12 protein-coding genes are annotated in these 14,341 nt (G+C 64.3%); 1 reads left to right on the forward strand and 11 read right to left on the reverse strand.

Annotated elements, in window-relative coordinates:
* Window positions 1-3: 3 nt before the first annotated feature.
* From IE243_RS15400 to IE243_RS15425, 6 genes are all read right to left on the reverse strand, one after another.
* Entirely contained in the window at window positions 4-618 is a 615-nt protein-coding gene (locus tag IE243_RS15400) for a TetR/AcrR family transcriptional regulator (RefSeq protein WP_191320283.1), read from the reverse strand.
* Between the two features lie 209 nt (window positions 619-827).
* Window positions 828-1,052 carry an acyl-CoA carboxylase biotin carboxyl carrier protein subunit gene (locus tag IE243_RS15405; RefSeq protein ID WP_191320284.1) on the reverse strand — a complete coding sequence of 75 codons (225 nt, stop codon included), beginning with the start codon at window positions 1,050-1,052 and terminating at the stop codon, window positions 828-830.
* A 33-nt stretch (window positions 1,053-1,085) separates the two neighbouring features.
* Window positions 1,086-2,618: an acyl-CoA carboxylase subunit beta gene (locus tag IE243_RS15410; RefSeq protein ID WP_191320285.1), complete on the reverse strand. Its 1,533-nt coding sequence runs from the start codon at window positions 2,616-2,618 to the stop codon at window positions 1,086-1,088.
* The gene (locus tag IE243_RS15415) at window positions 2,605-4,242 is read right to left on the reverse strand and encodes an AMP-binding protein (protein ID WP_191320286.1); all 1,638 of its coding nucleotides are present in this window, start codon (window positions 4,240-4,242) and stop codon (window positions 2,605-2,607) included. Before IE243_RS15415 ends, IE243_RS15410 begins: the two co-directional genes overlap by 14 nt.
* Window positions 4,243-4,270: 28 nt before the next feature.
* Window positions 4,271-5,839 carry an ABC transporter substrate-binding protein gene (locus IE243_RS15420; RefSeq protein ID WP_191320287.1) on the reverse strand — a complete coding sequence of 523 codons (1,569 nt, stop codon included), beginning with the start codon at window positions 5,837-5,839 and terminating at the stop codon, window positions 4,271-4,273.
* Between the two features lie 56 nt (window positions 5,840-5,895).
* Entirely contained in the window at window positions 5,896-7,551 is a 1,656-nt protein-coding gene (locus IE243_RS15425; protein ID WP_191320288.1) for an acyl-CoA carboxylase subunit beta, read from the reverse strand.
* A gap of 481 nt (window positions 7,552-8,032) precedes the next feature.
* Here IE243_RS15425 and IE243_RS15430 point away from each other — a divergent pair, with 481 nt between their 5' ends.
* Entirely contained in the window at window positions 8,033-8,413 is a 381-nt protein-coding gene (locus tag IE243_RS15430; RefSeq protein ID WP_191320298.1) for a hypothetical protein, read from the forward strand.
* A gap of 104 nt (window positions 8,414-8,517) precedes the next feature.
* Here the strand turns inward: IE243_RS15430 and IE243_RS15435 are convergent, their stop codons facing one another.
* The 5 genes from IE243_RS15435 to IE243_RS15455 all read right to left on the reverse strand — a co-directional run.
* Complete coding sequence (locus IE243_RS15435) at window positions 8,518-8,862, reverse strand: DUF2322 family protein (protein WP_244643206.1); 345 nt, start codon at window positions 8,860-8,862, stop codon at window positions 8,518-8,520.
* Between the two features lie 193 nt (window positions 8,863-9,055).
* Complete coding sequence (locus tag IE243_RS15440; protein WP_191320289.1) at window positions 9,056-10,207, reverse strand: GGDEF domain-containing protein; 1,152 nt, start codon at window positions 10,205-10,207, stop codon at window positions 9,056-9,058.
* Between the two features lie 265 nt (window positions 10,208-10,472).
* Complete coding sequence (locus tag IE243_RS15445) at window positions 10,473-11,672, reverse strand: GGDEF domain-containing protein (protein ID WP_191320290.1); 1,200 nt, start codon at window positions 11,670-11,672, stop codon at window positions 10,473-10,475.
* A 610-nt stretch (window positions 11,673-12,282) separates the two neighbouring features.
* Window positions 12,283-13,503, reverse strand: coding sequence for an ABC transporter substrate-binding protein (locus IE243_RS15450; protein ID WP_244643207.1), 1,221 nt, complete (start codon window positions 13,501-13,503; stop codon window positions 12,283-12,285).
* A 29-nt stretch (window positions 13,504-13,532) separates the two neighbouring features.
* On the reverse strand, window positions 13,533-14,341 hold an 809-nt coding region (locus IE243_RS15455), incomplete at its 5' end, for an alpha/beta hydrolase fold domain-containing protein (protein WP_191320291.1).

Here is a 14,341-nt window from a genome sequence, read left to right on the forward strand (position 1 = left end):
GGCTCAGAGCGGCCGCAATGAGCGGCGCACCAGATCAGCGTACCGGTCAGCGAGCCCCTTGCCATCCTGCACCTGCCAAAGCTGGCTCAGGCGGGGAATGCCGAGTGGTGGGCTCAGGATCCAGCTGGCCGCGACGCGGGCATTGTCCGTCTGGATGCTGCCGTCCTTACATCCTTCCTCGATCAGCTTCACCAGGCGCCGGCCAAAAGCGCGCTGGCGTTTGCGAACCGCGGCGAGGTCGTCCGCGTTCAGGGAATTCAGCTCGGTGAGAACCGCGCAGGCCCCCATTTCCGAGGTAATGCCGGTCACATAGGCGTGCATGAAACAGGCCGCCTTCTCCAGGCCGCAGGCGTCGAGCGCCTCGGCCCGGTCCAGCGCCGTTTCGGCAAGCTCGAAGCCGATCTCCACGCAGTTTTGCAGCAGGTGGTTCTTGTCGCGGAAATAGTAGTAGAAAACAGTCTTCGAAATGCCGAGGCGCGCCGCCAGCTCATCCAGCGACACATTGTGAAAGCCGCGTTCGGTGAACGCCGCGCCGGCCTCCCGCAACAACAGGCGCCGTTTGATCGCCTGCTGCTCCTCGGACGTTTCGAATTCGCCATTCCATCGTTTGCGGGCCACGGCGTTTTCCTGTTCGCGTTGGTCACACTCGCGCACGGGACGTCGCCAGACGCCTTGTTCGCTGCGATCTCCGCTGGCGCAGCTGGCGCGCTGGCAAGAGGCCGTCCCGTCCTGCGCCCGAGCAGAACCACGGCGCGGTCCGGTTGGCAACACGCGGCGCCGGATTGCCGGGCCGGACGCCGGCTTGCGGCCCCTGCCCCTTGCGTCGCTCAGACAGCCTCAAGAATGGCGACTACCTGCCCTTCCGCGATGCTGTCCTCATTGCCGACAAGGATCTGCTTCACCACGCCGTTGCAGGGCGCGCCGACGGCAATCTCCATTTTCATGGCTTCGAGGATCATCACCGGATCATCCTCCGCAAGCCGGTCGCCCGGGCGGGCGACTATCTCGAACACCCGGCCGGATATCTCACTTTTCACGTCAATGGCGCTCATGCCGCTTCTCCAGAATGCGCAGGACAACAGCCGTCAGAGGCTGGTGGGCCAGGTGGCGAGACGATGCCTGCCAACGCCCGCCGACGGCCGGCGCGCATACACCTCAAGCATGTTGGCGACCCACTCACGGGTCTCGGCAGGCTGAATCACCGAATGGGCGGCAAAAATCCCGGCCAGGGCATAGGGAGAGTTGCTGGCGACCATATCCTGCATCAGTTCGGCATAGGCCGGATCATCCGGCGCCGGGCGCCGGTTGTGCACCACGCTGACAGCGACCGAGGGATCGACGAAACCAACCTCCCCTGTCGTCATCACCGCAAGGGCGTCCGCGCCAGCGCCGCCCAGATTGAGATAGGCCTGGCCATAGCTCTTGCGCACCACGACGGCGATCTTGGGCACGCTGGCCAGATGCAGGGCGCGCAGATTGTTCATGATCTTGCCGGCGACCGCTTCATGTTCGGCCTGCAGGCCCACGAGGAAGCCTGGCGTGTCGGCGAGCAGGAGCATCGGAATATTGAAGCTGTCGCAGAGCACGATGAATTCCGTCATCTTGTCGCACGACTTGCCGTCGATGGCGCCGCCCTTGCGCATGGGGTTGCTGGCAACAATGCCGACGCTGCGCCCGTTGATGCGCGCGAGCGCGGTCTCCAGCGTCCGGCCAAACCGCGTGCGCCACGGCAGAACGGAGCCAACATCGGCGACAAGCTCCACCAGTTTGCGGCCGTCATACACCTTGCTGCGGGCTTGCGGGATCAGCGCCGCGATCCTGGCGCCATCGTGCGCCTCCACTGGCTCGCGCCCCAGGGGCGGCGCCTCCTGGGCATGCGACGGCAGATATGACAGAAAGCGTCTGAGCGCCGCGATGCACTCCGCGTCCGTCTCACCCACGTGGTCAGCGAAGCCGGTAATTTCCGCATGCACATCGGCGCCGCCGAGTTCCTCCGGCGACACTTCCTGGCTCAGCGCAACGGAAACGACCTTGGGGCTCGATACAGAAAACGCCGCGTCCCTGCGGACGCTGGTGAAGTCCGACTGCACCGCGTACCAGGTCCCCATGCCGTAACAGGGGCCGAGCACAGCGCTGACCCAGGGCGTGTCGCGGTCGCGATTGTTGCTGTTGAGCAGACCAATGCGCCCCATGCCCGCCGCGCCCTGGATGTCGGGCATGCGGGCGCCCGCCGACTCGATGAGAAAAGCGCACGGAGCGCCGGCCCGGGAGGCGCTTTCCTTCAGGAAGCCGAGCTTGCGGATATTGTTCTGCGCCGAGGAAGCGCCGAGCACGGTCAGGTCAAAAGACGCAACGGCGACAACCCGCCCCTCCACCTTGCCGAACCCCGTGACAATGCCGTCCGCTGGCGTCCTGGCGGCGTCCTCCAGGCGGACCGAATGGGCGAATTCGCCGATTTCCGTGAAGCTGCCGGCGTCGCACAGCGCGTCGATGCGCTCCCGGGCGTTCATGACGCCCGCGTCCCGCCGCGCCTTGAGCTTGACGGCGCCGCCCATGGCGCGCACGTGCGCGCGCCGTTCCCCGAACGTCACGTCCGCGTTGATCTCACCGGATTGCATGAGCCTGCTCCCTCTCGCCGGCGCCAAGACGCTCTTTCTTCAAAACAATGCCCGCCTGTTCGCGGTCCCAGGCGTCGCCGGTGACGCCATCGGCGCGCAGCAGGTGCTTCTGCACCTTTTCCGTCGGCGTGCGCGGCAGGTCGTCCATGATGCGGAAATAGCGGGGCACCATGAAATGGGCGAGGCGCGGCGTCAGGAACGCCACCAGATCCGGAAGATCAATGGCGCGACCCGGCGCCGGCGCCACAACCGCCATCACCTCGTCCTCGCCAAACTCGCTTGGCACAGCGACGACCGCCGCATCGCGCACGTCGGGATGGGCGACAATCTCCTTCTCGACCTCGAAGGACGAGATGTTCTCCCCGCGGCGGCGGATGGCGTCCTTCATGCGATCGACGAAGAAGAAATTGCCGGCCTCATCGCGCCGGAAGGCGTCGCCCGTATGGAACCAGCCGTTACGCCACGCTTTCGCCGTTGCCTCCGGATTGCGGTGATAGCCGTGGTTGAGCGCCCACGGCATATCGGCCCGGATGATCAGTTCGCCGGTTTCGCCGTGCGCCACTTCGCAGTCGTTTTCATCGACGATGCGCAACTCAACGCCCGGGCGCGGGCGGCCGCAGGTGCCGCGAACCGGCGGATCAACGACAAACAGCGGCGAGGACGTCTCAGTCATGTTAAAGCTGGTCATGACCGTGACGCCAAACCTGTCGGCGAATTCGCGTTGCTGGTCAGACAGCGGCACCATCACCACCTTCTTCAGGGAATGGTTGCGGTCGTCAGGCGATGGCGGTTCTTTCAGGAGGAAGGGCGTCATGGCGCCGAGCAGAATGGTGTGCGTCACCTCAAAGCGGCGCACCACGCTCCAGAAATCCTGGGTGCGGAAGGATTCAACCAGCGCAAATGAGCCGCCGCGCATCAGCGACGCCCAGATGGGACCGGCGCCGCCCATATGGAACATGGGCAGGGTGACCAGCGTCCGGTCCGACGGCAGCATGGAGCTGTTCGGAATGAAGGTGGACCACACCTGCAACGCCGACGACAGCACCCCTTTGGATGGCCCCGTGGTGCCTGACGTATAAATGACCGACAACGTATCCCAGGGCGCGATCTCCCGCTCCGGGTCGCTCAGGCGGGCGCCGTCGCCCTGTAACGCCTCGGCCGGCAGGAAATTGAGCCCGGCCGCCGTTTTGACCGGCGCGCCGCCCACCGTCACCACGTCCCGCAACGCCGCCGTATCCACGTCGGCGAGGCGGTCGGCGAGCCGGGCGTCGGCGACCATGAGCCGGGCGCCGGAATTCTCGATGACATGCGCCAGCAGGCCGCCGCGATAGCCGGTGTTGATGGGCACATAGACCGCGCCCAGATAGTTCAGCGCGAACATGACGCGGACGCAGTCGCGCCCGTTCGACAGCCAGCTCAGAACGAAATCGCCCTGTCTGACGCCAAGCGCCTGCAGGGCCGCCGCACAATTGCGCACTTCGTCGCGCAGGCGGCCGAATGTCCATGCCTCGCCATCGGCGTAAACAACGAACACGTCGCCGCCAATCTCCCTGGCGTGTCGGTCGATCAGGTCGCGCGCCACGCAGACGTCACGCGGCGGCATACGGGGATCTGCACGGGTCATGCCGGACCTCCTCTTGTTGCGACGGCTTTCAGCCGATGGACACATTCTCGAAGCGGGGACGGCCGAGGAGGTTCGGGGTAAAGCCCTGCACCTTTTTGTTCATGGCGACCACGTTGGGGTCGAAGGCCAAAGGCACATAGACGGCGTGTTCAGCGGCGATGCGCTGCACCTTCGCCAGCGCGGTCTGACGCGCCTCCCGGGTGGCGCCGACGCGCGATGCGGCCAGCGCCGCCTCCATGCCCGGAATTTCCTGGCGGCCGCCGTTATAGGGCGAGGTTTTGCCGAAGATGGTATAGGGGACCATCGACGGGTCAGGCCGCGACGTAATGGCGGCGATGAAGCTGTCGACGGCGCGCTGGAAGAAGAAAGCGTTGGACGCTTCTGCGACGGTGGCCGCGCGCAGTTTGGCGTTGATCCCCACCTTTCGCCACATCTCCATCAGCACTTCCTGGCGTTGCACCGCCGCCTGATCGGCATAGCCAATGGCGGTGAACTCCACTTGCGGCGAGCCGGCCTGCTTCAGCAGGAAGCGCGCCTTGTCGGGGTCGTAGGCCAGCAGATCAGCAGCGGCCCTGTCGAAGGGCCAGTATTTCTGCGGATAACAGGTGGAGGCCGGCTCACCGAGCCCGGCCAGGGTCGCCTTGTTGAAAAGCTCCCGGTTGACGGCAAGATTCATGGCCTGGCGCACGCGCAGTTCATTGAACGGTGGCCTGGAGAAATCCATGTAGACCATATGCAGGTACAGCGAGGGTTCGCTGGAAACCTCCAGCTTGCCGCCCTTTTGCAGCACCACCCGCTGCATTGGCGGCACATTGAGCACCATGTCGTTTTCGCCAGCGATGACCGAACGCACGCCGGTCGCCACCTCGGTGATGACGCGCAGGTTCAGGCGCGCCACCTTCGGCTGTTCGCGGTTCCAGTAATCGGGATTGCGTTCGTAAGCCACGAGCGCGTTGTTCTCCCATTTGACGAATTTCCATGGACCGGCGCCGACCGGGTTCCGGTCAACAGCGCCGCCGCCGGCCTGGATGGCTTTCGGGGACACCATCATGCCGGCGCGATCGGTCAGCACCAGCGGCAGCGACCTGTCAGGCGATTTCAGCTTCAGGATAATGGTCGTGGGGCCGCTGGTCTCAACACTGGCCACGGAGGCCAGATCCACCTTGATGTTGGATTTCTCGTCGGAGCGGCTCCGGTCGAGATTGAACTTCACCGCCTCCGCGTCGAGCGGCGTCCCGTCGTGAAATTTGAGCCCGGGACGCAATTGCAGCGCCAGGGTGAGTTCGTCGCGATATTCCCAGGAGCTGGCCAGCCCGGGTTTCGGCTCCAGGGTCGCCGACTCCCACTGGACCAGCGTGTCATACACCGGAAACAGAAACTGGTGATCGCCGCCGCTCCGGCCGGTGACCGGGTCCAGCGTCGAGGGATTGACGTTGATGGAAACCCGCAACGCATCAGCCTGCTGGGCTGCGGCCGGACGGGCGCCTGGCAAATGAAAGGCCAGGGTCGCGGCCGTCGCCGCGCCAAGGCCAAGCAGTCCGCGGCGGTTGAGTTCGGGGCCGGCGGCCCGTCCATCGGGAATACGCTGATCGCTCATGTTTTCCTCCCCGGACGGCTGTTTCGCCGCCTCGATTTCTGGTTTCTCGCCTGGCGTCAGATGGGCGAGATGTCGTGGAACTTCGGCGGCGCCGACGATGCGCTGCGGCGCGGCGCCGTGCGGGCCAGCGCCTCGATCAGGACCGGCCGGGTGTCGCGCGGATCGATGATATCGTCGACGCCGAAGCCTTCAGCCGCGGCAAGCGGGCTGACCCGGCTGCGGAATTTTCCGATCAGCTCGGCGCGTCGGGCGCCGGGGTTTTCCGCGGCGTCGATGTCCTTGCGGAAAGCCACGTCGACGGCGCCTTCGATCGACATGGCGCAAATCTCGGCGGTCGGCCACGCCACGGTGAGGTCAGCGCCAAACGTCCGGCCGCCATTCATGGCGATGAAGCCAAGGCCGTAACCCTTGCGCAGGATCACCGAAAGACGCGGCACCGTCGCCCGGCCAAGCTCGTAGATAATGCGGGCGCTGCGCAAGGCGAGGCCGGAGCGCTCCGCCGGGGAGCCCACATGAAATCCCGGAATGTCGACGAAAAACACCAGCGGCAACCCGAAGGCGTCGCAAACGGAAATGAAATGGGCGACCTTTTCACAGGCCGGACTGTCGAGCGTGCCGGCGAAATGCTTTGGCTGGTTGGCGATAATCCCGACAGGCCGTCCATCCAGCCGGGCGAGCGCCGTCACCACATTGCGCGCATAGCCTGGCTTCAGTTCGAAGATGCTGCCGCGATCGGCCACCGCCTCCATCACCTTGCGGACGTCATAGGCCCGGCGTGAATTGGGCGGAACCATCTCCAGCAGCGCCGCGTCGCGCCGGTCAACCGGATCGTCGCAGGGGTGAACCGGCAACGGCGCGCGGGCGTTGGACGGGAAATAGCTGAGATAACGCCGGATGGCCGCGAGCGCTTCGACATCGGAGTCCACCGCCAGATCAGCGATGCCATACCGGTCGACCTGCGCCGAGGCGCCGCCAAGCTCTTCCTTGTCCAGGTCCTCGCCGGTCGCCGCTTTGACCAGCGCCGGCCCGGCGATGCCCATGGTCGAGGTTCCGCGCACCATGACCACGAAATCGGCCAGGGCGGCGAAGTTCGACGGACCGGCGAAGCCCGGCCCCATCATGGCGGCGCAGATGGGCGTCCAGCCGGACAGATCAACCATTTTCTTGAAGGGCGTCGACACGCCGGCGAAGTGGCGACTGTCCAGCCCTTCCTGGATGCGATGACCGCCGCCGTCCATCAGCGACACATAAGGCAAACCGTGATCGATGGCATACTGGATGGCGCGCGCGCTTTTCAGGCCGCCGGCCTTGCCGCTGCTGCCGCCCATGACGGAGAAATCGGTGGCGGACACCACCACGGGGCGACCGTCAACCCGCACATCTCCGGTGATGACGCCGTCGGCCGGCGCGTCCGGCGTTTCGCCATGTTCCGGCAGCGGCCGCACCAGAGCGCCCGCTTCGCGGAAACTTCCGGGATCGCCAAATGCGGCGATGCGCTCGCGCGCCGAAAGTTTGCCAAGGGCATGTTGACGCACGACGGCCTGACGACGCGCCTCATCGCCGCCCGTTGCCCGCGCCTGTTCAATGCGCGCCAGAATGTCAGCTACGGCGAGATCCGCGCCAGGTCCCGCCGCCAGCGGCGCCCCGGCGTCGACCGCCCCCGGGCGGGGTTGCGCCACGCGTGAACGTCCCGCCGTCTCTGGCGTTTCCATGTTCCCCTCCCTGATCCGTCGTCGCAGGTCTTGTCCGCGCGCTGCTTCCCTGCCCGCACTCCCCGGCCCGGCGTCCGGCCGGCTTGCCCCTGGCCGGGGCTCGCAGAGAACTAACCATAACGTTTGTTATCTTACTTCAACGTAAGTTACAATACGAGATCGTCACAAGCAGCCGGGATCTGGGGGAATGTGTCACGGCAAGCGATCCGGAGCATGGGGACGGCCGGCGGCGGCATGGGCGACTGCCGGCGGCGGCATGAACGACTGCCGGCGGCGCCTGGCGCCCCGACGCGGGCGATGGCGTCAGCCGCCGCTTCACGGCGGTTCGCCGGATATGGGGCAACCTCGCCATCGATCGGCAGAGCCTGCAACGGCGCCTGGGCAATCACGCAGAGCCGGCCAGCGATATCGCTTTGTTCATGGCGGATGTGGACCGGGCGCCCGACGTCGCTCCCGACACACGCACCATGTATGCCGTGAATTGCCCGGCGCCCTGCACGCCGGGAGCCAAATCGCCCGGCTCAACGCCGCGATCACCGAAGAAGCGCTGTTGCGGCTGCACGACGCGCGCCATGCGCCAATATCGCTACAGCCACTCCAGGGCTGCAAGGGACGGATTGGCTGGAGCGCGGCCGCCGCCGCGTTTGAACCTGCCCGCTGCGCCGGCAAACGCATCGCCGTCAACGCTGGCCTGCTGAGCCATGGCGTCGCCGAGCCGCAACCGGGTCTGATGGCCTGGCGCAGCGCTGTCATCGCCAATGCGCTGGCGCGGCGGAAGGCGTTCGACGCGGAGCGGCCGGAAGCCGTGGTCCAGTGGCCCGACAGCACGCCGCAAGGCGCCGAAGCCGGCGGCAAGGCCTGAACGCGCTGCGGGAAACGCCACGACGGACGGCCGCCTGTCAGCAAGCCGTCGCAGGAGGGCACAACCTGTCGCCGACGCCCGCCAGGACACGCCTTGCAACCCGATCAACCGCCGGTGGCGATGACGCGGATCTTCAGCGGCGCGCCGCCAGCGGCAATCGCCAGCAGAAGGTCGATATTCGGGTGTGCGCCTGGACGGTTGCGCGCATCCGCGGTGTGCTCGGCGAACACCGCAAGGCCATGTTCCGCCGCCTTCACTTCGAGCGCGCCAAAGGTCTGCCCGAGGTATTGGTAGACAGCCAGTGAGCCTTGCTTGCCTGGCACATTGCCAATGCTGGCGATCACGGCGTCATTGCCGTCCAGGAGGTCGATGCGCTGCACGCCATCGATCGGCGGCAATAGCTGCAGATTATCCCTGAACGTCGCGCCCGGCTGAATCATCGCCTGCATTCCCCAAACTCCCGAGTTGATGGCCCGCGGGGATGTAACATCTTGTCTGGATGCCTGCCATTGCAAGGCAGCGGGCCGCTCGCGTCCACGGGCCGGGTGGCGCGCCGCACAGATTTACGATGGACCTGGGGGCGGTTCGATGCGTCCCGCGAACCAGTTCCAGACAAAACCCTGCAGAGTCTGCGACGGCGCTTTATGCGGCTCGCTTCATCGGCCTGCGATCACTGTGCCGGTAGGCGCGGCTCAACGCCGGATGGTAAGGGACTACGGAGCGGCGGGATGCCCGGGCGCTTTGCATCGCCATGTCCGCCGCCTGGAGAACGCCGCGCAGATCAGGACCCATTTGGGTCGAGCTGGCGACGCCGGAGCAAGCTTCGGCCTGTTCGTCGCCCAATTTCGCCAAAAGCCTGCCGGCGAACACGGTGGCTTCATCAAGCGTGACATTGACGAGCAGGCAGGCAATTTCATGGGCGCGCATGCGCGCCAGCATATCCGTGGGCTTCAACATTCCTGCGGCTTCACGCGCGAGGGCGAGAAGGGCGGCGTCCCGGTGCGGATCATGCGCCACGCTGACCAGGACCAGGCAGATCTGTTGCCCATTCCGATAGCGGCTGACCACGACGCGGCCGCCCTGGCTCATGAAAGTTCCACGCCGGAGGGCGCCCGTCGCGGAATCCGCCAGCGCCATTTGAAGGCGTTTTGCCTGGCTTCTTTCGTGTGAAAGACCAAAGGCAAAGAAGGCCGCCACCAGCAGGACCGGCGATGCGAAGAGTATCAGCAGGTCAGGCACGCTGCCCGCGCTCAATGTCAGCATCAAGCGCAGCCCCGTCAGATCCTGCCCCCAGAATGCGCACAAAGAGAAAATGCCGGAAAACAGAAGCCCTGTAATGGTTAGCGGCCAGCGCGCGGCGCCTGAGGGATCAGCGCGCCAACATTCGATCGCGGACAGGAGGAAGGACCCGGCCATCATGCCGCACAAGGCCAGGATGCGCGCGCCAGCATCCTGAAACGGCGGCCAGAACGCGACGGACGCCAGCCAGATTGACGGGACGGCCACCGCAAAAGCAAGAGGTGTCCGGCGTCGCGACAGCCGCCGTGCAGCGCTGATAAACAACAGTCCGGAGAGACACATGAGGGCGCCGCCAACGGCGCTGTCGACAAGCGGCGAAAACAGACGCAGCCCGCCCGCCAGCACAATTCCGGCGCCGAAGCAGATCACCGCAGCGGCGCAATGAGCCAGCAATCTGGCGCCCCTGTCACGACGCCACAACGCCAGCAGCAGCAGTCCCTGCACGATGGCCGTGCAGCCAAGGGCAATGATAACCGAGGGTATGTCGATCGTCACGGACGCCCCACCTCAAACATCCCCACCAAGGTAAAAACCCGGCCGGCCGGACCTCGCTTTTGCGTCATCGTCTGGACATGCTCACCATTCGACCGCGGAACAGATACAATTTACAATATGGAAAGGATACCCATGCCCGTCGCGTCCTGATGACGCTGCGGCAGTGCCCTCTGCACCATCAATGGTGATGGCGCGACTGGGAAGCATGCGCAGGCGCGACGTCGGCTGCCCCGGCGTTGTCGCGAAGCGTTTCTTCAGGAACGCCCTATCGTCCAGCCGCCGATCTGGCAGGGGCTGGCCCCTCCGCCTCCAGAGATTGGCTCCCGACCGCATAGCCGTCGCGACCAGTCTGCTTGACCCTGTAGAGCGCGACATCCGCGCTATTCAGGAGTTCTTCCGGCCCGACGCCACAGCGGCCGGAATGGGCGGCGATACCGATGCTCACCGTCATGGGCATGCGCCGCCCCCCGGAAACCAGCGGCGCGCGTCTGACAAGAGCGATGAGATCCTGTGCGGCTTCAGTCGCGGCCGCTTCGTCCATCCCCGGAAGCAGGACGGTGAATTCGTCGCCGCCAGTTCGGGCCAGAAGGGCGGGCGCCTTCAGGATAGCACTGGCGACATCAGCAAAATGCAGCAAAGCCTGGTCGCCGGCGGCATGCCCGTGCTCGTCATTGAGGCGTTTGAAATTGTCGATATCGATGAGCATCAGGGCATAGGGGTCGTCGCTGGCGGCGGAGCGCCGCCCTGCCAGCTGCAGCTGGTTCATGAAATGGCGGCGGTTTGGCAAACCGGTGAGTTCATCAATTTCCGCCATCCGCACCATTTCGCTGTGCTGCCGGTTCATGGCGAGGACGATGAAGCCGAAATTCCAGACGACGCCACTGTAAATGACGCAAACCAGCGCATAGCTCTCGAAGGCGCTGTAAAGCGTCTGGTCAAACCCGCCAAACCAGGCGAGGACGTTCAACGTTGTCTCGATGGCGTGGCCGGCGACGCCAAGCGCAAGCGCCGCCACGGCGATGGCGCCCCCAAGACCAATGCGCTTTTGCCCCAGCACGTAAATCGCGATCATGGCCATGGGAATGGACTGGCCCACCGCATAGACGATATTTCGCGCTTCCCAGCTTGCATATGACGCGGCCATGCAGCTGAAGCTGCCCAGCGCGATCGCCAGGGACGTTTTCCAGCCGCCGCTCTCCCCGTAAAAATAGCGCGCGCCGACCCAGGACAGGCAAAAGCCGTAGATGATGACCGTGTTGCCAATGACCGCGGGCCAGAACGCCCCTTCATTGCCTTGCAATGAGAGGATGATTCCTCCAGCGAGCACGAAAAGCGTGGAGCCGAGCCAGATGCGCGGCGGCCGGTATGTCCGGTAAGACAGGGCGACTGCGGCCCAGATGATGCAAACCGTCAATGAATTCAGAAAGATAACGATGTACAACGTCAAAAAATCGAGCTTTGGCATATCGTTGCCGCCCCCTTCCGCGCGCATCTACATGGCACAGATCCACGGGTAAAGGCTGCAAACTGGACCAAATATCTGTCCGCCTGGCTCTCGCCGTGATCGTCCGACATGCGCGCCGCCGCCGGCCAGCGGCGTCAGACTGCTGGTCGCGCTTGCCCGGACGGCGGGCAAGGGACCGCAATCGCCCGACCGCGCGGGCTCCTGTTCGCCAGATGGCCCCCCTGAATTTTGCGTGAAAAAGCATGCCTGGATCAGCCTGCGTCCGGGACCCTTACAAGGGCTTCCGGGACAATGGCGCGGGCGCCTCAAGCGAAATGGTTGGGTTTCCCAGCCATAGCTCGCAATCAGTCAACGCGCTTGACCTGCCCGTCCAAGGCTTCGGGAGACCCATCAGAGTCAGCGCCAATCGCGCTTCATCCTCAACCCGAATGGCCGGGACTTAAGCGAACCTGCCGCAAAGTAATGGTGGGAGGTCTGGCCAAACGCGCCCGACCTTCGTCACGGGGCCAACACAAGCCCGGCATCTGTCCCCCCCCTCACCTTTTCTGGCGCTTGCCTTTCATCCCGAAGCCCCGGGGAGGATGCGCGCATCCTCCCCGGGAATACGCTGTTACCTCTTGACCAGCTTGCAGCGCGACTCGGCGAGCGGCTGAAACGCTTCATCGCCGGGTATAACCTCCTTGATTGTATAGTAATCCCAGGCTTCTGATATTTCAGACGGCTTTTTCACTTCGACAATATTCAGATCATACACCATGCGCCCATCTTCCCGGATGCGTCCGTTGCGGGCATAGATGTCGTTGATGGGATGGGACTTCAGATATTTCATGACCGCTGCTGGATCGTCAGCGCCCACCGCCTTCACCGCCTTCAGATAATTCATCGTCGCGGAGTAAGCCCCCGCCTGGACAAAATTCGGCATTTTGCCCGTCACTTCCTTGTATCGTTTGCTCCACGTGCGTGAAGCTTCCGACTGGTTCCAGTAAAAAGGCTCGAGCAACAGCATGCCTTGCGTTGCCTTTGGCCCAAGTGCGTGAACTTCTGTGATGGTGCCGATAATGGGAACCAGGCGTTGACCTGGCGACACCGCAAAATCATTGGCGGCCTTGATAGAGTTAAGCAGGTCTCCTCCTGCGTTGGCCAGGGCGACGACCTTCGCCTTTGAGGCCTGGGCCTGCAGGATGAACGATGAGAAATCGGAGGCGGCGATCGGATGATAGACCACGCCAGCGATCTTGCCCCCGGTCGCTTTCAATGCGGCTGTGGCCTCGTTGACCAGCGATTTACCCAGGGCGTAGTCGACGGCGACAAAATACCAGCTGTCGAGATCCTGCCCCTTTACCAGACGCGCCGTGCCTTTCGCATACGCATACGTGTCCCACGTATAGCTAATCGTATTTGGCGTGCACTGCTCATTGGTCAGCGAGGTCGTTCCCGAACCCGTCACGATCAACATCTTGTTCTGTGCTCGCGCCACATTCGAAACCGCGAGCGCAACGCCGGAATTGATGGCGTCGACGATCACATCAACGCCATCGCTATCATACCATTTTCTGGCCGTTGACGCTGCAATGTCGATTTTGTTCTGGTGATCAGCTGAGATCATCTCAACCTTGAAAGACGGCTTCGCGGTCGCAACGAAGTCATCGACCGCCATTTTGACCGCGGCAATTGAGCCTTTACCCGCAAGGTCAGAAAAGGGGCCGCTCATATCGGTCAGAACGCCGACCTTCACGACCCCGCCTGAAATGCCCGCTCCCTCTGCAAGAGCAGACGTCATGAACGTTGCTGCGACCACACCGGCCAGCAGCCCCATGGATGTGCGCACCATACCCGTTTCCTCCGGAAAATTGCTGGCGATCAGGCGACGCGGCTGGCGGAAGCGCTGGCGTTTCCGTGTGCGGCGGTGACCTGCCCCACCCATTCGGCGACTTCACCCAGCATCGCCGCCGTCTCCGGCAGGAACGGAAAGATTGGGTATACGTGTACGGAATCCTCGATGATCCTGGCCGTGACGCTCACCCCCTGGCGACGCGCCTTTTCGACAAATCGTTTGGCGTCATCGACAAGCGCCTCGCCCTCACTCGCGGTGATGTAGACTGGAGGCAGCCCTGAGAGATCGCCGTAGAGGGGCGAAACCATGGGATCGGTCGGCTCGTGAGCCTGGAAGTAGGACGCCCCCATGAAGGTCAACGTATCCCGGTTCGCCGCGGGGTCCTCCTGGCTGAACTTCCGGACGCTGGGACCCGACAGGGTCAGGTCAAGGAATGGCGCCGCCGCGATAATGCCCCTGGGCATGGGATCGCCGGCGGTTTTGAGCGCCAGCGCCAGGGCCATGGCGAGCCCGCCGCCCGCTGACTCTCCAGAAAGAAAGATTGTGGCGGGGTCGACGCCTGTCCGCAGCAGGGCGCGGTACGCGGCCATCGCATCATCAATCGCCGCAGGGTAAGGGTGCTCCGGCGCGAGACGATAGTCGACGGTGTAACAGGTCCCTCCCACCGTGTTGGCCAGGCGATAGGCGTACTCAAGCGATCCATGCGCCGAGCCAATCAGATATCCGCCGCCATGGAAGTGCAGGATGGTCCTGCCGCCGCCGGCGGTTTCTGGCGAGTGCGGATTCCACGGATGATGGGCATCGATTCCACGCGATCGTGGGCATGGATTCCACG

The organism is Camelimonas fluminis, assembly GCF_014656355.1.
Classification (GTDB): Bacteria; Pseudomonadota; Alphaproteobacteria; order Rhizobiales; family Beijerinckiaceae; genus Camelimonas; species Camelimonas fluminis.